The organism is Acinetobacter sp. Colony158 (assembly GCF_019264745.1).
Classification (GTDB): domain Bacteria; phylum Pseudomonadota; class Gammaproteobacteria; order Pseudomonadales; family Moraxellaceae; genus Acinetobacter; species Acinetobacter ursingii.
The window spans coordinates 2,413,021-2,436,009 of sequence record NZ_CP078523.1 but is presented as its reverse complement, the minus strand read 5'-3'; the positions used below and the strand labels follow the sequence as shown (position 1 = coordinate 2,436,009).

The window sequence follows — 22,989 nt, the reverse complement described above, 5'->3', positions numbered from 1 at the left end:
CCTTTCATGGTTATGAATCAGCTCCTCTATTTAGTAATTTAACTGCACAAGGCTGGTTTCCTCAGGGATTCATGCCGATTTTCGCTACCATGCTGATTGTGAACTTTGCTTTTTCGGGTACGGAACTGATTGGTGTTGCAGCAGGCGAAACGAAAGATCCTGCGGATAATGTACCCAAAGCGATTAATGCAGCAATTTGGCGTTTATTGATCTTCTTTGTGGGTACAATTATTGTGATCAGTGCCCTACTGCCTTTTGAACAAGCAGGTTTAGGCGGTCATAGTGTGAGTAATAGCCCGTTTGTTACGGTATTTAACTACATTGGGATTCCTTATGCGGATGATATTATTCGTTTCGTGATTATCACTGCGCTACTTTCCGCAGCCAATTCAGGTTTATATGCTGCTTCGCGGATGATGTGGTCACTCTCTTCACAGCAACATTTGCCGCGTATTTTTTCTAAACTCACAAAAAGTGGTACACCTATTGTTGCCTTAATTGTGACTATGTTCGGTGCAATTCCAGGACTATTATCTGAGCAATTTGCACCTGAAACGATTTTTAAAAATCTCTTGGGTGTAGCGGCATTTACCATGGTTGTGGTCTGGATGAGTATCTGTTTAAGTCAGTTTAATTTCAGAAGACAATGGTATAAGACAGGCCATACTGTTCAGGATTTAAAATTTGCAGCGCCACTTTTTCCAATTGTGCCGATTTTAGGGTTTTTCTTCTGCCTGATTACTTGCTTAAGTATGGCGGCGGATCCTGAAATGCTGACAGGTTTTATTTGCTGTCTAATTTTTATTGCTTTGTGCTACGTGAGCCATTTTATATTTTATCGTAATTCGAATCATTAAACGCTAATAACTTCATTTTTCTAGCAAAAGTGTAGCAAATCGCTACACTTTTTTTGTTTGTATGGCTGGTATCTCCAGACCTCTCAGTGCTACAGTCAAATCAAGCATAAGAATAATTGATACCATGACAATGAAACTAATTTTTATACACGGTGCACAACAACAGAGCTTTGATGCTCAAGGCTTACAAGATCACTGGTTAAATATTTTTAAACTCGGTTTAGATCATCTTGATGTTCAGGTTCCATTTCAAAATCTTAATCTAGCTTTCCCTTACTATGGTGATTTAATCCATCAACATCGATTGGCACAATTAGATACGCCCTTAGATGCTTTTATGCCACAAGCATGGCAAGACTGGCATTTGCCCTATTTACAAAATCCTGAACCGCAACAGATTGATCAGGATCGAAAATTAATTCCTTTATTGGCGCAACACCATGAGGAATTAAGTTTGACTTCGCGTTTATATTTGTTTTCGCATTTAGCCAAAGATCATGTATTACGTGAATTTGTGATGTTATTAAACAAATTTCCCAAATTGCATGAAAATATGTTGCATCGATATATTCTGGAAGTGTATTTATATCTCGCCAATCCAGACTTTATGAATGATGTACATCAGCGTGTGATTCAATCTTTTGACGAAGATGAAGAATACATCATTGTGGCACATTCACTCGGAACGGTGATTGCCTATAATTTACTGCAACAGCTTTCAAAGAAAGTAAAAATAAAGCGCTTCATTACTCTTGCTTCACCACTGGCTTTTCGAGTGGTGCAATCCAGACTAAATCGTCCAACAGAACAACTCGAAGCCTTGCAAGGAGATTGGCATAATTTTTATTCACATGAAGACTATTTGACCACTTTTCCACTTGATCATAGTTTTTTCAATTTTCAACCGTCGATTATCAATCAAGGAATTTCGACTTTTGCGCATAAACCTCATGAGATCGTAGGTTATTTACAGCATCCTTTAGTGGTACAAAGCATTATTGAATCGATTTGCCCAAATGAAGCCTTGAGGCTAGATCCAGAACAAGCGAGTTAAAACTCAAGTTTGACAGTGAAATTGGAAAATTCAGCACAAAGTAAATTTTACATTTTAATCGTTATATAGCACATAGCCGTGTCCTCGACAAAATGCAGCCAAAGCCAAACCTGAATGTTTAGCCATCTCAATCGCCAAACTGGTGGGGGCAGAAATACATGCGAGTAAGGCAATATTCAGTCGAGCACATTTTCGTACCAATTCATAACTGGCTCGACTGGTCATGAGTACAAAACCATTGGAAACATCCAATTGTTGCTGTGCAATATATCCAAGTAACTTATCCAGTGCATTATGTCGTCCTACATCTTCAAACAAAGTGCAAATTTCACCATTCACTACCCATGCAGCGGCGTGTGCTCCTCCAGTCAATGCTGTGATTTTTTGTTTTGCATTTAACTGTAAAACTGCTTGTGAAATATCATTGAGCCATGTCGATAAAAATTTGGTACTGACTGACGTTACATCCTGATGAAGCTGTTGCAAACTTTCGATACCACAAAGCCCACAACCAGTTCTTCCAGTCATAGCACGACGATGCTGCTTCAATGCCGCAAAAGCACGTGATGAAATCGTCATGTCCACCTGAATCCCTAACTCATTTTCTACAATGTCTAGTGTGTAGAGTTCAGCGAGATGTTGCAGAATACCTTCCGATAAACTAAAACCTTTGGCAAAAACCTCAAGATCAATCGGGGTCACCATCATCACGGCATGAGAAATCCCATTGTAGACCAGTGCTACAGGGGTTTCTTGCACGACGTCGTCTAACTGCTCCTGAACACTTCCATGACTATAACGCTGAACGATCAAAGGTTCATAACCTAATGGCGACTGTAAGGTATCATCCATCGATTTTTCCTTATCAGGAAACGGCGCTTTTGACACGCCATTCCCACATGAATAGAGCACTAACTGACTTTCGCCGTAGCAATAATTTGATCGGCTTTCTCAGGGTCAACCTCTGCCGCTAGATTGAAATGTTCAGGTGCATGTCCTGCATGCAAAATCACTGGCACACTTTTAGAAGCTGGTATCTTGGCGTATTTGTCATGGCTACTCAGCGCCACAAGTGGATTAGTTTCAGGATAGTAAGCCGCTAAACTTCCACGCGGGATGTTATAAGGCACAATCCGAAAACTATGCACAATGCGCTTTATTCCATCTGAATAGATACTTTCAATATCGACCCATTGATCAGGCTGGAAACCTGCTGCTTCAATATCCTGTTCATTCATAAATAAGACACGGCGCTGTCCATATACCCCTCGATAACGGTCATCCAGACCATACAAAGTCGTATTGTATTGATCATGCGAACGTGTGGTCATGAGTGTATAGACTTTAGCTTCAGTGTAAGCATCTGCATAACGATGTTCGTGATCTGCATAGACTTCCGAAATCGGAGTAATTAAAAATTGTGCCTTGCCACTTGGCGTATTCCAGATATGTTGATTGGCAGGGTGTTCCAAATGAAAACCGCCAGGTTGATAAACACGCTGATTAAAGTCATGAAACTCATCAAAGACTTCCGAAATCGCATCACGAATACGATCATAACTTTCGATATACCAACGCCATTTGATTTGACTCTTAGGCAAGGTTGCTTCGGCAATTCTGGCGATAATATCGGGCTCAGAGAGTAAATCTGATGAAATCGGTTCATTGCGCCCAGCGGACAAATGTACATTACTCATAGAATCTTCGACGGAAATCGACTGTGGCCCATGTTTTTGAATATCAACTTCAGTACGCCCCAAACAGGGCAACATCAAGGCATCTTGTCCACAAACCAGATGACTTCGATTCATTTTCGTGGTGATGTGTACCGTCAAATTACAGGCACGTAAGGCTTGCTGAGTATATTCAGTATCAGGTGTGGCAACCGCAAAATTCCCTCCCAAGCCAATGAAAACTTTGACCCGCCCTTCTGCCATCGCTTTAATGGTTTCAACCACACCCATGCCATTTTCTCGCGGAGATTGAATACCAAACACCCGATCAATGTTGTCCAGCATTTTAGGACTTGGCAGTTCATTGATGCCCATGGTGCGGTCACCCTGAACGTTACTATGACCACGAATCGGTGCCAAACCCGCACCAGGACGACCGATATGCCCACGCGCTAACATGAGATTGGCGAGCATATGTACATTGGCTGTACCATGACGATGTTGAGTAATCCCCATCCCCCAACAGAAAATGGCACGTTTGGATTCAAGATAAAGTTTGGCTAATGCCTCCAGATGTTCAGGGCTAAGACCCGTATGCGGATGAATGTCTGACCATGAAGTATTTTGCACTTCTGCCCGCATTTCTTCAAAACCAACCGTATTCACCGCAATAAATGAGCGATCAAATATGCTTTCCTTCGATTTGGTGATCGCCTGTTGATCCCACTCTAACAGGTGTTTAAGCATTCCAAACATAATGGCATAGTCACCGCCCACTTTCGGTTGAAAATAATAGCGGCTAATCGGTGTGCTACCATTGGTGATCATTTCCAAGGGTGCTTGTGGATCCTGAAAACGCTCCAATCCACGTTCTTTTAAGGGATTAATCGCAATAATAGTTCCACCGCGTTTCGATACTTCTCTTAAGGTCGCGAGCATTCGAGGATGATTGGTCCCCGGATTATGCCCGAAACTAAAAATTGCATCTGCCTGATCGAAATCATCTAGCGTCACGGTCCCCTTGCCTAAACCAATCGAATCTTTTAAACCGACGCTGGTGGTTTCATGGCACATGTTGGAACAATCAGGAAAATTATTGGTGCCATAACTTCGCACAAAAAGCTGATACAGGAAAGCAGCCTCATTACTGGCTCGTCCTGATGTATAAAATGCGGCTTGATTAGGATCATCCAATGCCTGTAGATGCTTGGCAATCAACTCAAAGGCCTCATCCCAGCTAATGGGAACGTATTTATCCGTTACGACATCGTAACGCATCGGATCGGTAATCCGCCCTGCATCTTCCAGAAAAAAGTCACTTTGCTCTGATAACCAGCTTACCGTATGTGTTGCAAAAAACTCAGGACTAACACGTTTACTGGTGGCTTCAAATGCAACTGCTTTCGCGCCATTCTCACAAAAATTAAAAGCATGCGCATCTTTCTTTTCTGGCCATGCGCATCCCGGACAGTCAAAACCTGTCGGCTGATTAATATTGAGCAGTGAAATAGAGCCTTTTTTGAACGTTTCCTGACGTTTTAAATTTCGGGCTACACTGAGTAAGGCTCCCCAACCTCCAGCAGGTTGATCGTAAGGTTCAATTCTTGCATAGCCATGATCGTGTTCTGGCTTTTGATTATCATGATCCATCATTTCACCTGCTGTTATTTATATTGTAAGAGACGACTAGACACATTAAATTCATCATCGAAAGCAAATCGTGGTTCTATATTTTCTGTTTCTGGATTTTCTGGTTCTGGAATGTTATATATCTGGGTTCAATGTTTGGACTTAATTTATCTTGATCTTTGAATGAATATCTACTTTTCAAACCCGTTTTTCAATGCGTTATTACATAAATCTAAACAGATCAAAATAAAAAACTCCACAAAAGTGGAGTCTCAAAAGTTTGAAATCAGAACTTAGCCTGCTTTGCGCTTTTGTACAATGAGCGAACCGACTGAGTAACCTGCACCAAATGAACAAATCACACCATATTCACCCGCATCGACCTGATTACCTGTACGATGCAAGGCAATGATCACCCCAGCCGATGAGGTATTGGCAAATTCATCCAGAATAATCGGTGTACGATCAGCTTCGGCCTCTTTACCCAAAACTAATTTTGCAACCAGTTGGTTCATATTGGCATTGGCCTGATGCAACCAGAAACGTTTAACATCATCCGCGGGGATCTGCATTTTTTCCAGTTGACCTGTAATGATTTTAGCAACCAAAGGACAAACATCTTTAAATACTTTACGGCCATCCTGACGGAACTGTTTGTCGTCACGACTGGTTTCTTCACTGCTGTTTAAGAAGCCAAAGTTATTGCGGATATTATTGGAGAACTGAGTAAACAAATGAATATCTAGAATTTCAAAACCTTCTTTGGTTTCGGTGTCTTCAATAATAGAAGCGGTGGCAACATCACCAAAAATAAAGTGACAGTCACGTGAACGATAGTCGGTATGTCCTGATGTAATCTCAACATTGACCAATAATACGCGGCGCGCACCTGATTTAATCGCATCAGCGGCTTGTTTTAGACCAAAAGTTGCGGCTGAACAGGCAACATTCATATCATACGCATAACCTTGAATGCCTAATGCTGACTGAATTTCAATGGCAACAGCAGGGTAAGCACGCTGGATATTTGAACAAGCCAAAATCACCACATCGATATCTTCAGGCCCCACGCCTGCATTTTGCATGGCTTGTTTGGCTGCAATCACGCCCCACTCTGCTTGTAATGAAATCTCATCATCACTGCGTTCACGCAAATGTGGACGTAAACGACTTGGATCTAATACACCTGATTTTTCAACCACATAACGACTTTTAACACCAGATGCTTTTTCAATAAAATCGGCACTTGAACCACGACGCTCAGGCAACTCGCCTGCGGCTATTTTATCTGCATTTTCTGTATTGTAACGTTCCACATAAGCATTAAGCGTTTCAACCAGTTCTTCGTTGCTGATTGTTTCGGTCGGATGAAATAGACCAGTTCCAGTAATACGGATGCCCATGTAAAACTCCTTGTTAAGAATGTAAGTATTCTAACCGATTCCTTGTTTTTCCCATAGTTTTTGTAGCCGAGTGGGAGAAACAGGCATCTTGGTTTTCATCGGTTGAGAAAATAAGGAAATTCGAAATTCCTCTACCATAAAGTATAGCTCTTTAATTTGAGGATTGTTTTTAAACTTAAATAGTTTATCCATCCATGGATCAACGTCTTTAATTGCAGCTTCATCACGTTGCAAATTATTCGGCAAACGTTCCAGACGCATCAACAATGCTTTTAAGTAACGTGGATATTCAAGCCAGACCTCTGAGCTACGGGTATAAACAAAATCACTGAGTTGCATCAAATCCAGTTGATCTTCAATATCATCGATACTGCGTCCGAAAATCTCGGTATCTAGCATCATGAGTTGACGGCGTATGCTTTGCCACTGAATAAAAATATCCGAAATGACTTGAAGCGCCTGTTGTCCATGCGTTAAAAACGTCTGCTTAACCTTCTGTAATAATTGCTGAAACTCAGCCTGATTGACAGGTAGTTGATCGATACTCAGTTGCAGCGTCGCATAGAGCAGCATCTGTTCAAGTTTGGCTTTGTCACCCAAAGGAGAATAAGCCAAAGCCAATGGTTTAGAGATTTGCTTTTTCAACTGTCTGACCAGATCACCCAGTTGCATATGTACTAAACCAATAATCCCTTCTCGATGCTGTCTGATTGCTTCAGCCTGATCATTAAAAGTTTGAATCACCACGCCAGATTCATCTTTTTGTTGCAATTCAGCAAACTTTTTGACTGGAACTAAAGCCTGATATTGCTTGACCACCACGCCTGTGACTTTCTGTGATGCTTCAAACACAAAGCTTTCTGGGAAGGTTTTAAACTCACCTTGCATTTGTTTGACTGGACGATGGGTTTCGGTACGGCAACGTGCTTTTAACTCAGCTAAATCGCGACCTTTTTCAATCACTCGACCTTTTTCATCAACGACTAAGATAAACGGCACCAGATATTGATCAATACGTTCAAAAGAAAAATCTTTTTCGGTGATCTGTTCACCACGTAGCGCAAACGCCAGAAACTTAAAAATATGCTCGCGTAAATGGGTTGCATCGACACTTTGCATCAGTTTTTTAGCGGTATCTGGAATCGGGACTAAATGTCGACGTTTGTCTTTGGGTAAGGCTTTGAGTAAGGCCTCGATCAAATCCAGCCGCCATCCCGGAATGCCCCACGACCATAAAGCTTCATCAACTTGGGCTAAAGCCTGCACAGGGATTTTAACAGTTGCACCATCCTGATCATGACTTGGATCAAAACGATAAGTAGTCGCTAAACGTAAATCGCCATTGTGTAAATAATCAGGAAATTGTTGCGTGGTGGGTCGATCACTTTGCCAAAGCGCATCATCTTCAACAAATAAATAGCGCGGCTGTTTGGGTTCAATCGTCGCGCGCCAATCTTCAAAACTGCTTCGACTGGCAATATCAGTAGGCACACGTTCTGCATAAAACTGATAAATCGTTTCTTCATCGACCACCAGATCACGTCGGCGTAATTTGTCCTCAACCCGTTCGACTTCTTCAAGTTTGAGTAAATTATGCTTTAAAAATGGCGGCATGATGCCCAGATGACCAGTCGTCAACGCGTCTCTGAGAAAAATTTCACGCGCTGCTGGATGATCGACTTTTTCAAAATTAATTAAACGTTTCGGTTCAATAATTAAACCGAACAAAGAAATCTGGGCATAGGCCTGCACAATTCCCGCTTTTTTCGACCAGTGTGGCTCAAAATAGTGATATTTCAACAAGTCACGCGCCGCGAGCAAAATCCATTCGGGATCAATCTTGGCCAGTGTACGCAAATACACCTGAGACGTTTCCACCATTTCAAAGGCCATCACCCACGGCGTATTGGATTTGTGCAAAGTACTGGCAGGAAAAACTTTGGCTTTTTGCTGACGCACCGCCATGTAAATATTACGTTCATCAGTTTTATTGGCCACAAAAGACAATAAACCCGTGAGTAATGCACGATGTAAATTTTCATAACTGGCTTTTTTATCGTTAAAAGACAGTTTGATACTTTGCGCTAAATCGACCAATTGCGCATGGGTTTGTTTCCATTCACGTAAACGCAACCAGCTTAAAAAATGCTGACGGGCAAATTGACGGCGTTTATTTTCCGTTGCCATATCTGGATTATTTTGCAGGGTATCCCAAAGTTTTAAATAAAACAGAAAGTCTGAATCTGCTTCACGGAACAAAGCATGCTTTTGATCCGCCTGCATTTGTTTGTCTGCGGGACGTTCACGCGGATCTTGTACCGCTAGCGCACTAACCACGACCAAAATTTCATTGAGTACACCAAAATGCGAACCACCGACAATCATCCTCGCTAAACGCGGATCGATCGGCATGCGTGACATCATTTGTCCAACTTTGGTTAACTCATGTTTGCGCTCGTTCATCGCACCAAGTTCAACCAGAAGTTTACGACCATCATTCACCAATCGATGATCAGGCGGTTCAATGAAATCAAATTCCTCAACGGTTCCCAAGCCCAGACTTTGCATTTGCAAAATCACTGACGCCAAATTCGTTCGTTTAATTTCAGGTTCGGTAAATTCAGGACGACTGAGAAAATCTTCTTCGCTATATAAACGAATACAAACCCCAGGTGCAATACGACCACAACGCCCTTTACGCTGATTGGCTGCTGCTTGGGAAATCGCCTCAATTGGTAAACGTTGAACCCGTGAACGGTAGCTATAACGGGAGATACGCGCAAAACCACTGTCAATCACATAGCGAATATTCGGTACCGTCAACGCAGTTTCAGCCACGTTGGTGGCAATAATAATGCGCCGACCTTTACCACTGGGGCTAAAAATCTTCTGTTGCTCACCCAGACCTAAACGTGCATATAACGGTAAAATTTCTGTATGACGTGGGCCGTGTTTTTGCAAGGTTTCCTGTAACTCTCGAATTTCCTGTTCGGTACTGGAAAAGATTAAAATATCGGCGTGTTCAGGATGTCCTTTTTCTTCGGCATCGGCGAAACATTCTTCCACCGCTTGCACCACCGCACGTGGCAAATTTTCTTCAAAATCATCAAACTCATCGTCATCACTACCGCCAATACTGAGTTCCGAAATCGGGCGATAACGCACTTCGACTGGAAAACTGCGCCCTTCGACTTCAAAAATTGGCGCATCATTAAAATAACGACTAAAGCGATTCACATCCAAAGTTGCTGAGGTCACGATGACTTTTAGATCTGGGCGTTTTTTTAAAATTTGTTTGAGATAGCCCATGATAAAATCGATATTCAGCGAGCGTTCATGTGCTTCATCGATAATAATCGTGTCGTATTTATTTAAGTAGCGATCATGTCCCAGCTCTGCAAGCAAAATACCATCGGTCATTAAGCGAACGATGGAATCGTTGGAACCCTGTTCATTAAACCGAACTTTAAAACCAATCGATTCACCCAGTTTTTCCCCGACTTCTTCTGCAATCCGTTGTGAGACACTTCGCGCTGCCAAACGTCTAGGCTGAGTATGGCCAATCATGCCTGTTGCACCACGACCTGCCAACATCGCAATCTGTGGCAACTGGGTGGTTTTACCCGAACCTGTTTCACCCGCCACAATGATCACTTGATGCTGTTGGATGGCGTCAATTAAACGATCTGCATATTGCGTGACGGGTAAATCCTGATTGAGTTTTATTTTGGGAAAACGAGCAATTCGCGCTTTCACCTGAGCATTTGATTTTTCGAATAATTGTTGATATTGCTCTAAATTTTTTTCTTTACCTTTGCCTAGTCGATTTAAACGATGTCGATCACGCACCATCACCCATTGATTTACATCTAAATCACGCTGCACAGATAAAATTTCCTAAATATTGATAACAAGCAATCTATTTTACGCGGTATAACCTGATAACGAAAGCCATTAGACTTCTTTCATCAGTCCCTTTTATTTCCTCCTATGAGTAAAAAATAAAGTGGGTTGCAACAATGATGAAAGAACTGGTTTATTTCTGACAAATTCATTGTTTTTTTACATTTTCACCTTGAATTTTTTCTCAATCGCCTGCATGTTCTAATGCAAATCAAATTTATAGGCGATTGTCATTTTCAGATCATAATTTTGCGCTGAAATGATGGAAACCATAATGTGGTGATGGTCATTTTACAGGATTATTAGTTTTTCCGATTCTAATCATGCAAAAATACCATTTCCTCAATAAAATAAAATTCTTTATGCTAAATCAGAATTTTAGAGTTTAAATATAAACCTCAATCATGGAGAAAATGATGAGCTTAATTAATACAGAAGTTAAACCATTCACAGCAACTGCATATCACAACGGTCAATTCGTTGAAGTTTCTGAAGCAAACTTTAAAGGCAAATGGTCTGTTGTTTTCTTCTATCCAGCTGATTTCACATTTGTTTGCCCAACTGAACTGGGTGATCTTGCAGACAACTATGCTGAATTCCAAAAATTAGGCGTAGAAATCTACTCAGTTTCTACTGACACTCATTTTACGCATAAAGCTTGGCATGATTCTTCTGAAGAAATCAAAAAAATCCAATACGTTATGGTTGGTGACCCAACTTGGGCACTTGCTAAAAACTTCGAAGTTCTGATTGAGTCTGCTGGTCTTGCTGACCGTGGTACTTTCGTAATCGATCCAGAAGGTAAAATCCAAATCGTTGAAATCAATGCAGGTGGTATTGGTCGTGATGCGCAAGAACTTCTTCGCAAAGTAAAAGCAGCTCAATACGTTCACTCTCACCCAGGTGAAGTTTGCCCTGCAAAATGGAAAGAAGGCGACGCAACTCTAGCACCTTCAATTGATCTAGTCGGTAAAATCTAATTCTTTAGATTTTAAATAGATCTGGAGCCACCCTTTTGGGTGGCTCTTTCATTTTAAGTGATTAATTTATCATGAATTAAACTTTTACAATTCTCATCTATAGGTGCAGCATCAATTACATTAATGTTCAAATGAGTAGCACGATCTTTTATCGTATGCTGCTCACCTTTAGGGGAGAATTCTATGGAAAAATTGGTTGCCGTCACTTCCTGGAAATACAATGCGGCTTCACGTTATCTAAAAATTTTTTATAACAATGGCAAAGGTGAACTGTATCACCCCGTACCAGAATTTATTTATGACAATTTACTGCGTTCACAAGATAAAACCGCTTTTGTGCAGAAATATTTAGAATTTGATTTACATTTTAGTCGACTGTCGATTTTTTAAATTACAACAATTTTTTATACGACACATTCTTTATCTTTAGGCAAGGCACGATCGTGTTTATTTAAGCTGAGTCACCTTGCCATACACGCCCATTTGATCGTTTATTTTGCCACCACCATAAACAAACCTGCGCCAAATGAAATGGTACTGGTTAAAAAATCTCCATTATGTTTAATCATATTTAAAAAAGCTTTGACCTCAGCCGCGTGGGAAATCACATTATCCACCATCAAGACTCCACCGTTTTTACGAATTAAACGCTTAAGATCATTCCAGTAATTTGGATAATAACTTCGCTCTGCATCCAATAAAATAAAATCAAAAGTGGTTTGGGCTTGTTGTAAATATTGCGCGGCATCTCCCACCCAAAACTCAATAACTGTGTCCAGTTTGAGTTCCTGCGCGTAGTTTTTTGCCTGTTGACTACGTTTTTCTTCTATTTCAAGTGTGACAATGTTTGCACCCGTTGCCTGTGCTGCTTCAGCTAACCATAAAGTTGAATAACCTGTCGATGTGCCTATTTCTAAAATAGATTTGGATTGTTGCGTCCGAATTAGCATCGAAAGAAATTGCGCGGAATCCGGCTCGATATTTCGAAAACGTTGAAGACGATCAGACTGCTTGGCATCGTGTTGTTGAAACTCATCGTATAATTCTGATAGACGCAATAAAAATTCACGATTTAGCATACACTCACCTTTAGAGTTTTTTAAACTTGATGAAGAAAATTAAAACGCGGCACTGGCTGACCATCTACATCAACCGTTTCAATAAACATGGTCAAAGGCCTGACCCAAATAGAATAATCACCATATAAACATTGATAAACGACCAACTCTTCTTCTGTTTCACTATGTCTAGCCACATGAAAAACCTGATAAAGATTACCTTTATAATGTTGATAGATTCCTGCCTGTAGTTTCATGCCGATATTCCTTAAGTATAAGGTTGATCATCTTATCTCATCTCAAGATGTCATTTATATAACAAAGTGATTTTCACTAAGTATGAATCAATAAAGCGTGATTTTTATTACAATCCAATTATTCAATAAACCGATTAAAATCATAAAAACATACTGTTTCACCTATTTAAAGTTTTATCGTAATATTCTCAACAAGTTAAAAATTTACTCCTTTGGAGCTTGATTATGTTAGATCAAAATATCAAAACTCAGTTAAAAGCCTATTTAGAACGTTTAGAAAGTCCTATCGAATTGGTCGCTGCTCTGGATGATTCAGACAAAGCTGCCAAGATCAAAGAATTGGTTACTGAAATTGCGGAACTCTCTGATCAAGTCACGGCTCGCTTTGATGGTCAAAATACACGCCGTCCAAGTTTTGGTATTGCCAAAGTCGGTGAACAACCACGTGTGTTCTTTGCGGGCTTACCGATGGGTCATGAATTTACTTCATTGATCTTAGCCTTGTTACAAACTTCAGGTTATGCACCGAAAGTCTCTGATGAGGTGCTCAACCAGATTAAAGGTTTGAATCTTAAAGCAGACTTTGATGTATTTGTGTCTTTAAGCTGTCATAACTGTCCAGATGTGGTTCAGGCACTGAATCTAATTGCGATTTATAACCCCAATACCACTGCGACCATGATTGATGGTGCCTTCTTCCAGGATGAAGTGGAACAACGCAAAATCATGGCAGTTCCGATGGTGTTCCAAGATGGCAATCATATTGGCCAAGGTCGTATGACCTTAGAAGAAATTGTGGCAAAACTGGACAGTGGGGCTGCTGAAAAAGATGCAGCGGCAATTAATGCCAAACAGGCTTTTGATGTATTAGTGGTGGGTGCGGGTCCTGCGGGTGGTACTGCGGCGATTTATGCAGCACGTAAAGGCATTCGTACAGGCATGATCGCAGAGCGTTTCGGTGGTCAGGTCATGGATACCATGGACATTGAAAACTTTACTTCTGTACAAAAAACTGTAGGTCCACAGTTTGCTGCGGATATGGAAAAACATGTACGTGAGTACGATGTGGACATTATGAATCTGCAACGTGTCAGTAAAATTGTCGGTGCCGATCAAACTGCTTCAGGTCTGGTGGAAGTTGAATTGGAAAATGGTGCCAAAGTTGAATCGAAAACCGTGATTTTATCGACAGGTGCGCGCTGGAGAAAAATGGGCGTTCCGGGTGAACAGGAATATGCGACTCGTGGTGTAGCGTATTGTCCACACTGTGATGGTCCATTGTTTAAAGGCAAAAAAGTTGCGGTGATTGGTGGTGGTAACTCGGGTGTTGAAGCGGCAATTGATTTGGCAGGTATTGTGGAGCATGTGACTTTGGTTGAATTTGATACCAAACTTCGTGCCGACCAAGTGTTACAGGACAAACTAAATAGCTTGCCGAATGCGACTGTAATCACCCATGCACTTTCAACTGAAGTCGTCGGTGATGGTGCTCAGGTGACCGCTTTGAAATATAAAGACCGTGCTACAGAGACAGAACACAGCATTGAACTATCAGGAATTTTTGTACAGATTGGTTTATTGCCAAACACAGATTTCTTGAAAGGATCAGTCGAGTTAAGTCCACGCGGTGAGATTATTATCAACGAGCGTAACGAAACCAATGTAGCAGGGGTATTTGCTGCGGGTGACTGTACCACTGTGCCGTATAAGCAGATCATTATTGCCACAGGTGAAGGGGCAAAAGCATCTCTTTCAGCGTTTGATTATATTATTCGGAATAGTTAAACAAGTGTTGTAAAAATCAGACTTGGTTTTATAGGCTTATCCACCCTCGAAAGATAAGCCTTTTTTTTTATTGCATTTTTTAACATTTTAATTACAAATTATAATCGTCATGAATTGCTTCTTATGCGTACAATTTATTCATCCAGTCATTTTGGATACCATATTAAAAGGAAAGTTAAAATGAATAAATTTATGATGATTCTTGGTCTTGCTGCGACCGTTGCCCTCGTTGGCTGTAATAAAGATAAAGCACCAGAAACAGGGGCAACGACAGGCGAACATCTTGAAAATGCAGCCACTCAGGCGAGCCATGATGTTGAGCATGCAACTTCTGACGCTGCTGCAAAAATTGATGCGGCTACAGACAATGCAGTCGCGAAAATAGATGCTGCGGCCGATCATGCAGCGGCAACAACTGAACATGCTGCGGATAAAGCAGAAGCAGCAACTCGTGATGCTGCTCACGATGCCGCTGCTTCTGTTGAAAATACAGCGAAAAATGTGAAAGAAAGCACTCACAATTAATTTATGAACAAAAAAATCCCGCTCATTAAAAGCGGGATTTTTTATGATGGGGAATTTATTTTATATAAAACATGCAATTGTAAAGCACTTTCTTCTGGAAGCTTAGGATGTTTAAATGTCGATTGAAAAGACATTCCTAAGCGTTGCATCAGTTTTTCTGAAGGCTTGTTCTGTATTGCAGTAAATGCAACTACCGCATCTAACTTCAAATGAGTAAAAGCAAAGTTCAATGCTGCCTGCGCTGCTTCAAAAGCATAACCCTTCCCCCAATAATTTTTATCCAACCGCCAACCAATTTCAACACATGGCGAAAAATCAAATAAATCTGGTTGCGAATGTAAACCGCAAAATCCAATAAAATGATGCGTCTCTTTTAATTCAATCGCCCAAAATCCCCCAACCCTGTTGTTCAATCAATTCAAATATTTTTAGTGCTAAGGCATCACTTTCAGCACGAGTCAAAGGACTGGGAAAATATTTCATCACTTGTGGATCAGAATTAAGGATAAAGAAAGGCTCTAGATCGGTTTCAAGCCTCCATGGACGTAAAATTAATCTTGGAGTTTCAATGGTTCTTGATACACCAGTATTCATTTTAGATTTCCAGCAAGTGCCAGTGTAAGATTTTGTTTGGCTTGTAATTCAAAATGATCTTGAAAAAAAGTCGTTTGATATAACGGTTGTTGCAGAAAAAAATGCGTTAACACCTGCTTACGTTTATGTTGATAAATTTCTGAATCAACCCAATCATATTCACATTGAATCTGTTGTTGATATTCTATAAACCGTTTAGATGTAGCCCCTAGAATTGCCAAATCAATATCCAATAACAGGTTTAAATCCTGATCGGAACTGGGGAAATGTTGTTTGGTCGCAATAATCCATTGCGAAATTTTAGCTAAGAGCGCGGTAGATAAATCATCTTTTAATAAATCCTGAAATAATGTTGCGCTACATGCTTCATTATCTGAAGCTTTAGGATTATAAACTGCATCATGAAACCACAGAGCCAGTTCAACTGCGCGGGCATCCTCAAGTAAATCCTGCACCTGTTCAAAGTGGAATAGACATTCACTTATATGTTGCAAAGTATGATAGGCGCGTTGGGATTCAGCATAAGCCTGCTTTAACACGTTTAGAACATTTTGACTATCATTAAAATGATAATTTTGCTCTAACCGAAGCCATGAACGATGAAGTATTTCGTTCCACATCGATCATCACTCCTGCTGTACTCTTAAGCAAGTTTCACCATTATTAAGCCTGTTCATCACGTTTAAATACCAGTTCAGATTCAGTGGAATTATCAGCATCAAAATAATAACCATCACCATTAAATGCTTTTAAGTCCTGTGCTTTTTCCAGTTTATTTTCAATGATAAAGCGTGCCATTAAACCTCTGGCTTTTTTGGCATAAAAACTAATCACTTTGTATTTACCATTTTTTTGATCGAGAAATACAGGTTTGATAATCTGCGCATCAATCAGTTTTTCATTGACCGATTTATAGTATTCATCTGAAGCAATATTCACTAGGATATCAGTTTTGGTGTGTTCCAAATCTTTAATGATCAACTGGGTAATTTGATCATCCCAGAACTCATACAAATTATGTCCGCGCGGATTGTGTAATTTGGTTCCCATTTCCAGACGATATGGCATCATCAAGTCCAATGGACGCAGTAGTCCATACAAACCCGATAACATGCGTAAATGGGTCTGAGCAAATTCGATATCTGCCTGTTTTAAACTGTATGCATCCAAGCCCGTATAAACATCACCTTTAAAGGCATAAATGGCTTGTCGTGCATTGGCAAGCGACAAATCAGCGGTCCAATCACGAAAACGATCTGCATTTAGAGTTGCTATCTTGTCACTGACACTCATTAGACTGGCAATTTGTGATGCTGATAGCTCACGGCAAACTTCAATCAATTGCTCAGACTGATTTAGTAGTCTTGGTAAAGTGTGTTTATCTGTTGGTAATGTGGTTTCATAGTCTAAAGTCTTGGCGGGAGAAATGACTGAAAGCATAAAAACCTCAATAAACCTGTAAATAAATAATAAGTAAGACTATAACACTTTCAGTCTCAAAGCGAATTTAGGATTTTGTTGACAATCATCGTTTATATAAATATCAATTGAAATAAAACACTTGATGAAGGTATCGGCTCTGGATCAAAGTAATGACCTTGATTTTGAGCCGTATTCACTCTTTTTATTTCACACTTTCCAATGCGGTTACCAACAACTTCCAGCATTTTTCGACCGTATCCACTTTCACCTGCTCTCCCGGTGCATGCGCACCTTGAATATCAGGTCCAAATGAGACCATTTGTAAATCAGGATAATGCTCAGCAATAATGCCGCACTCCAAACCAGCATGTATCACTTTTAAATGCGGTTCAATATTAAAAGCCGTCTGATAAGCCTGTTGTAGACATTTTAATGCCGCAGAATCTGGGTTAGGTGTCCAACCTGAAACCAGCGGTGTAAACTCAGATGCGATACCAGCTTTATTAAAATGTGCTGCAATCTCCTGAGAAAAACGTTCAGCTTCACGATTAACCATTGAACGCACCATAATCAAAGCTTTGGCTTGTTGTTGATTGAGTTGAACCACGCCAATATTGTTCGAGGTTTCAACTACATTGTCTAAAACATCACTCATTTTTGCCACCCCATAAGGACAAGTTGCCAAAGCACTTAACCACGAGGTTTGTTGTTGAGGATGAATCGCTTGTGTGACTGTTTGCTCTTTAAGTTCAACGTCAATTTTTAATCGATCATCAATCCCTTTTAATTTTTGTAGACATTGATTCTCATAGTTTTTGACATATTTTTGTAGCGTCTCTATTCGGCTTTCATCAATCAGAATCAAAGCTGTGGCTTCACGCGGAATTGCATTACGCGCACTACCGCCGCTAAATTCAACCAGATAAGCATCCAACTCAAATAAATACTGATGCAAAAATTTTGACAGGATGACATTGGCATTACCACGCCCTAAATGAATATCTACGCCAGAATGTCCACCTTTCAATCCAGTAACTGAGATTTCAACCGTTTTTAATCCCGATCGAGGAGCCGCGATATAGCTTAGCTTTTGATGAACCTCAACATCCTGACTACCCGCACAACCCAAGTAAAGCTCGCCCCATTCTTCGGTATCGATATTAAATAGCCACTTACTTTTAAGAACACCACTTTCAAGTAATCTCGCGCCACTCATGCCCGCTTCTTCATCTACAGTGAGTAAAACCTCAATTGGACCATGAGAAATATCATCGGATTCCAGTACCGCTAGCGCCAGAGCTACGCCAATGCCATTATCAGCACCCAATGTCGTGTCTTTGGCAACCAACCAACCATCTTCCAATATAGGTCGTATCGGGTCTTGCTCAAAATTATGAATCGTGCCCGAGTTGGCCTGCGTCACCATATCCAGATGACCCTGTAAAACCACACCTGTCACGTGTTCTTTGCCTTGGCTTGCAGCTTTACGAATCATCAGATTACCGACTTGATCCACATAGGTTTCCAAGCCTAATTGTTCAGCCCAAGCTTGCAGATGATCACGTAGTTTTTGTTCTTTTTTTGAGGGACGCGGAATTGTGCATAAGGTCTGAAAATGTTTCCAGACCAAATTTGGAGCAAGTTGGGAAAAATCGACTTGTGACATGTAAATTGAACTCTGGACAACGGCTTTAGATATTTAAAAATATACACCGCAACAACTTCCAGAGATACTGATAATTGTTGTGTTAGTTTTTCCACTCAAATGCAGTAAAGGTCTGATCTGATTTCAAACTATTTTCAACGGCCTGTGCCAACTGACGGATCACACTCTGAGTTTCTATTTTTTCAAACCAGTCTTGTTCTTCTTTGGGATAGGCCGTGATTTCACACATCAATTGCCCATCATCATTTTTTTGAGTACAGGTTACAGATAAAGGAAGCTGATGATTTTCAATATTCACTTCAACTTTTTGATGCTCATGGGCAATATGCTGGGCATCAAAGCCATACTCACCTAGTTGTTTAAATAAAAGTGCAGCCACATATTCCTGCGTAATACGGCATTCATTTAGCTCATGACCTTCATAGTGATGAGGACAATTCGCAATAAACTGTAGTTTTCTCATGTTGCGCACCCTGCATTTATAGTTATCACTGTCATTTAGCATAAAGCAATAAACAAACAGCAGCCAAGCCGAAACTCGACCGCTGTGTCACTATTATGTTAACCAGTATAGCGCAATCTAGCTGCTAAATTATTGGCTGACCTGAATGGTTAAGCCCGCACGATTTGCCAACTCGGTAAAAGTAGGAAAACTTGTCGCGACCGTTTCAGTACCCACAATTTTAATTTCTTCAGAAGTGCGTAAACCTGCCATACTAAAACTCATGGCAATACGATGATCATGATGCGACTCAATTTCACCACCTGTGAAAATTGCAGACCAATCACCTGATTTTCCTTTGCCTTGAATGATGATGCCGTCATCCGTAGGAGTACAATCGATGCCCATGATTTTTAAACCGTCTGCCATCACTTGGATACGATCAGATTCTTTAACGCGAAGCTCAGCCGCACCTGTTAAAATCGTTTGACCTTCTGCACAAGCTGCCGCAATGAATAAGGCTGGAAACTCATCAATCGCAAGTGGCACTTGGTCTTCAGGCATATGAATACCTTTTAGTGTACGTGTACCCTTAATATGAATGTCTGCAATGGGTTCACCGCCTGCGATACGTTCATTTTCCACAGTCAGGTCAGCACCCATCTGTTTTAAAATCTCAATTACACCGGTACGGGTAGGATTAATCCCAACTGCTTCAAGGATAACATCTGAACCTTCCGTAATCGCAGCACCCACCATAAAGAATGCGGCAGAGGAAATATCGGATGGGACTTGGATATCCGTCCCCGTTAATTTACCACCGCCAATGAGTGAAATTTTATTTCCTTCAGTTTTGACTTCATAGCCAAAAGCACGAAGCATACGCTCGGTATGGTCACGGGTAGGTTCAGGTTCAGTCACTGACGTTTCTCCCTCCGCCCATAGACCTGCCAATAAAATACCTGATTTGACTTGTGCAGATGCCATCGGCAAATCGTAGTGAATGCCTTTTAATGCTTGCGCACCTGTAATGCTGACAGGTGGTGTTCCTTTTTCACCCGTCGTCTGAATTTGTGCGCCCATTAAACGAAGTGGCTTCGCGATACGTTCCATCGGACGTTTAGAGAGTGATGCATCACCCGTCATCACCGAATCAAACTTTTGTGCAGAAAGCATGCCCGAAAGTAACCGCATACTGGTGCCCGAGTTCCCCATATATAACGCGCCCGCAGGAGCTTTCAGGCCCTGCATCCCTACACCATGAATGGTCACTTCACCATTTTTAGGCCCTTCAATGCTGACACCCATATTTCGAAAAGCCTGCAAAGTTGCTAATGCATCTTCGCCTTCCAGAAATCCTGTAACATGAGTGGTACCTTCCGCAATCGCACCAAACATAATGGAACGATGTGACACAGATTTGTCACCCGGAACGGTAAATTTACCTTGAAATGATTTTTTTCCCGGTAGAATACTAAATTGCTGTGTCACCTTATTTTTCTCCATGAAGGGTTTCTGAGCTAACATATGATTAAAATGTTGACGCGCAGCCTGAGCATGCCCAAGCAGCCCCATCAGTGCATGTGAGTCTTCACTTTCAATCAGTTGTCGTAATTGAGCAAGTTGCTGTTCAAAACCATCAACAGCCTTAAGTATCGCAGTTTTATTGGCAAAAAAGATGTCATGCCACATTTGAGGGTCACTGGCTGCAATCCGCGAGAAATCCCGAAAACCACCCGCCGCATAACGAAAAATGTCCAGATTGTCTTCTCGATTGGCCAGTTGCTCAACCAGATTAAACGCCATTAAGTGTGGTAAATGACTGGTATGTGCCAGCACTTCATCATGCTTTTCCACATCCATGCAAATCACTTCGGCTTTAGCCGCAGACCACAATTCAATTAATTTTTCAACCGCCCAATCTGCGCTACTTGGAAGTGGCGTTAAAATCACTTTATGATTGGCAAATAAATCGACTTTCCCTGCATGCACACCCGTATGCTCGCTTCCCGCAATCGGATGACCTGGCACAAAACCTGCGGGCAAATCTTGCCCATACACGGCTTGGGCAGCAGCGACCACATTGCCTTTGGTGCTTCCTACATCGGTTAAAATCGTATCTTCACTTAAGTAGGGCTTAATTTGCTGCAAAATCTTTTGTGTTGCGCGAACAGGCAAAGCCAGTATAACCAAGTCTGCATCTTGCACAGCATCAATCGGATTTTGATAACCGACATCAATTAAACCTAAGGCTTTGGCATCATCCAGTGTTTTTTGCGAACGGGTCGAAGCAACCACTGTTTTTGCTAAATGTTCAGTCTGTATCACTCGTGCCAGACTCGAACCAATCAGGCCGAGTCCAATAAATACGACTTTATGAAACAAAGGTTCTGGCATCATGTGTATATCTAAATCCGTAAGCAATATTTAAAAGGACAATGTCATCTCTGTATCATGAAAAAATCAAGACAGAACTACAATACAGCTGCTGGATAAGAACCAAGTACACGTAACTCTTTAACAGTTGGTCGGATATCATTCAACGCTGCTGTGACATTTTCCTGATCGATATGTCCTTCTAAATCGATAAAGAACACATAAGCCCATTTTTCAGGCAGAGCTGGACGTGTTTCAATACTGGTCAAACTGATGCCATGTTTTGCAAACGGCGCTAAAATATCCAGTAAAGCACCTGCACGATCATGCGCAGAAATCAAAAGCGAGGTTTTATCATTGCCACTTTGTGGAATTTTTTCACGACCGATGACTAAGAAACGTGTAGTATTTTCTGGGTTGTCTTCGATATTGCTATGTAAGATTTCAAGATTATAAAGTGATGCGGCAAGGTCAGAAGCAATCGCAGCCGAGTGCCATTCGTTGCGAATACGACGCGCCGCTTCTGCATTTGAGTTTAATGCCACACGTTCAACACCTGGATAGTGTGCATCTAGCCATTGGCGGCACTGCGCCAATGTTTGCTGATGAGCATAAATCTGTTTGATGCTGTCTTTGCGGGTATTTTCAGAGACTAAAAACTGGTGATGAATGCGCAGTTCAACTTCTCCAATCACATTTAATTGCGAGGTTTTGAAGCAGTCCAGTGTGTGATTCACAATCCCTTCAGATGAGTTTTCAACAGGAACCACACCATAATGCGCACTTCCAGCTTCAACTTCACGAAATACTTCATCAATGGTCGGTAATGGGCGCACGATCGCATCTTTACCAAAATGCTTAAGTACCGCAGACTGGGTAAAAGTGCCCTCTGGACCTAAAAATGCAATGCTTTGCGGTGCTTCAAGTGCCAAACAAGCCGACATGATTTCACGAAATAAACGTGCCATCGTAGTATCAGATAATGGGCCTTTATTACGCTCCATGACTCTGCGCAGAACTTGTGCCTCACGTTCTGGTCGATAAAACAACGGATTTTCTTCGGCTGCAAATTTTGCTTTAGCTACTGCTTCAGCCAGACTTGCACGACGATTAATGAGTTCCTGAATCTGTTGGTCGACAGAATCGATATCATCGCGAATTTGTTGTAAATCGAGAGAAGTTGACGAGTTCTGATCATCATGGATCATTGTAATGCAGCCTCTGCAAATGGTTTGCGACAGTATATCAAGACTTGTCATGTTTGCTATAGCATCGAGATCAGTCAAATGGATAAAATCCTGATTTTCACTTCACATCTTTGTTATTTATGTTTTAATACCTTTATTAAGAATCAATCTCATTTAA

18 protein-coding genes and 1 pseudogene are annotated in these 22,989 nt (G+C 41.1%); 6 read left to right on the top strand and 13 right to left on the bottom strand.

All coding sequences use genetic code 11. From position 1 onward, the window contains the following. On the top strand, positions 1-857 hold an 857-nt coding region (locus JR005_RS14860), incomplete at its 5' end, for an amino acid permease (protein WP_228731681.1). A 130-nt stretch (positions 858-987) separates the two neighbouring features. Continuing rightward, positions 988-1,911: a hypothetical protein gene (locus JR005_RS09825; RefSeq protein WP_171494807.1), complete on the top strand. Its 924-nt coding sequence runs from the start codon at positions 988-990 to the stop codon at positions 1,909-1,911. Between the two features lie 54 nt (positions 1,912-1,965). On the opposite strand, the gene fdhD is transcribed toward JR005_RS09825, so the two are convergent. The 4 genes from fdhD to hrpA all read right to left on the bottom strand — a co-directional run bounded on the left by fdhD (position 1,966) and on the right by hrpA (position 10,501). Next, a complete protein-coding gene (gene fdhD / locus JR005_RS09820) occupies positions 1,966-2,763 on the bottom strand; it encodes a formate dehydrogenase accessory sulfurtransferase FdhD (protein ID WP_218664978.1) in 798 nt (265 codons plus the stop codon). A 59-nt stretch (positions 2,764-2,822) separates the two neighbouring features. Next, on the bottom strand, positions 2,823-5,234 hold the full coding sequence (locus JR005_RS09815) for an FdhF/YdeP family oxidoreductase (protein WP_218665830.1): 2,412 nt from the start codon (positions 5,232-5,234) through the stop codon (positions 2,823-2,825). A 272-nt stretch (positions 5,235-5,506) separates the two neighbouring features. After that, positions 5,507-6,616 carry a beta-ketoacyl-ACP synthase III gene (locus JR005_RS09810; RefSeq protein ID WP_049176149.1) on the bottom strand — a complete coding sequence of 370 codons (1,110 nt, stop codon included), beginning with the start codon at positions 6,614-6,616 and terminating at the stop codon, positions 5,507-5,509. Between the two features lie 30 nt (positions 6,617-6,646). Then, entirely contained in the window at positions 6,647-10,501 is a 3,855-nt protein-coding gene (gene hrpA, locus JR005_RS09805; protein WP_218664977.1) for an ATP-dependent RNA helicase HrpA, read from the bottom strand. Positions 10,502-10,935: 434 nt separating this feature from the next. Here hrpA and ahpC point away from each other — a divergent pair, with 434 nt between their 5' ends. Beyond that, positions 10,936-11,499, top strand: coding sequence for an alkyl hydroperoxide reductase subunit C (gene ahpC, locus JR005_RS09800; RefSeq protein WP_004986882.1), 564 nt, complete (start codon positions 10,936-10,938; stop codon positions 11,497-11,499). 183 nt (positions 11,500-11,682) lie between these two features. Beyond that, positions 11,683-11,889, top strand: coding sequence for a KTSC domain-containing protein (locus JR005_RS09795; RefSeq protein WP_004986883.1), 207 nt, complete (start codon positions 11,683-11,685; stop codon positions 11,887-11,889). A 101-nt stretch (positions 11,890-11,990) separates the two neighbouring features. On the opposite strand, the gene JR005_RS09790 is transcribed toward JR005_RS09795, so the two are convergent. After that, positions 11,991-12,578: an O-methyltransferase gene (locus JR005_RS09790; protein WP_151833603.1), complete on the bottom strand. Its 588-nt coding sequence runs from the start codon at positions 12,576-12,578 to the stop codon at positions 11,991-11,993. Positions 12,579-12,598: 20 nt separating this feature from the next. Then, on the bottom strand, positions 12,599-12,814 hold the full coding sequence (locus tag JR005_RS09785; protein ID WP_004986886.1) for a DUF1653 domain-containing protein: 216 nt from the start codon (positions 12,812-12,814) through the stop codon (positions 12,599-12,601). Between the two features lie 225 nt (positions 12,815-13,039). Here JR005_RS09785 and ahpF point away from each other — a divergent pair, with 225 nt between their 5' ends. Together ahpF and JR005_RS09775 are read left to right on the top strand one after the other, a co-directional pair. Beyond that, positions 13,040-14,599, top strand: coding sequence for an alkyl hydroperoxide reductase subunit F (gene ahpF, locus JR005_RS09780; protein WP_005004919.1), 1,560 nt, complete (start codon positions 13,040-13,042; stop codon positions 14,597-14,599). Between the two features lie 180 nt (positions 14,600-14,779). Further along, positions 14,780-15,124: a hypothetical protein gene (locus JR005_RS09775; protein WP_005004922.1), complete on the top strand. Its 345-nt coding sequence runs from the start codon at positions 14,780-14,782 to the stop codon at positions 15,122-15,124. A 41-nt stretch (positions 15,125-15,165) separates the two neighbouring features. On the opposite strand, the pseudogene JR005_RS09770 reads toward JR005_RS09775, so the two are convergent. The 7 genes and pseudogenes from JR005_RS09770 to pheA all read right to left on the bottom strand — a co-directional run bounded on the left by JR005_RS09770 (position 15,166) and on the right by pheA (position 22,832). After that, a pseudogene (locus JR005_RS09770) lies at positions 15,166-15,718 on the bottom strand (GNAT family N-acetyltransferase). Then, positions 15,715-16,338 carry a metal-dependent hydrolase gene (locus JR005_RS09765; RefSeq protein WP_151829571.1) on the bottom strand — a complete coding sequence of 208 codons (624 nt, stop codon included), beginning with the start codon at positions 16,336-16,338 and terminating at the stop codon, positions 15,715-15,717. The pseudogene JR005_RS09770 and the gene JR005_RS09765 overlap by 4 nt, the downstream one beginning before the upstream one ends. 43 nt (positions 16,339-16,381) lie before the next feature. Further along, positions 16,382-17,158, bottom strand: a complete 777-nt coding sequence (yaaA, locus tag JR005_RS09760) for a peroxide stress protein YaaA (protein WP_004986898.1) — start codon at positions 17,156-17,158, stop codon at positions 16,382-16,384. Positions 17,159-17,342: 184 nt separating this feature from the next. Continuing rightward, positions 17,343-18,806 (bottom strand): aminoacyl-histidine dipeptidase, encoded by a 1,464-nt coding sequence (locus JR005_RS09755; protein ID WP_004986900.1) that lies wholly within the window; start codon positions 18,804-18,806, stop codon positions 17,343-17,345. Positions 18,807-18,888: 82 nt separating this feature from the next. Beyond that, positions 18,889-19,269 (bottom strand): hypothetical protein, encoded by a 381-nt coding sequence (locus JR005_RS09750; protein ID WP_004986901.1) that lies wholly within the window; start codon positions 19,267-19,269, stop codon positions 18,889-18,891. A 129-nt stretch (positions 19,270-19,398) separates the two neighbouring features. Beyond that, on the bottom strand, positions 19,399-21,645 hold the full coding sequence (locus JR005_RS09745; protein ID WP_218665829.1) for a bifunctional prephenate dehydrogenase/3-phosphoshikimate 1-carboxyvinyltransferase: 2,247 nt from the start codon (positions 21,643-21,645) through the stop codon (positions 19,399-19,401). A gap of 77 nt (positions 21,646-21,722) precedes the next feature. Next, positions 21,723-22,832 carry a prephenate dehydratase gene (gene pheA / locus JR005_RS09740; protein ID WP_004996757.1) on the bottom strand — a complete coding sequence of 370 codons (1,110 nt, stop codon included), beginning with the start codon at positions 22,830-22,832 and terminating at the stop codon, positions 21,723-21,725. Between the last annotated feature and the right edge of the window lie 157 nt (positions 22,833-22,989).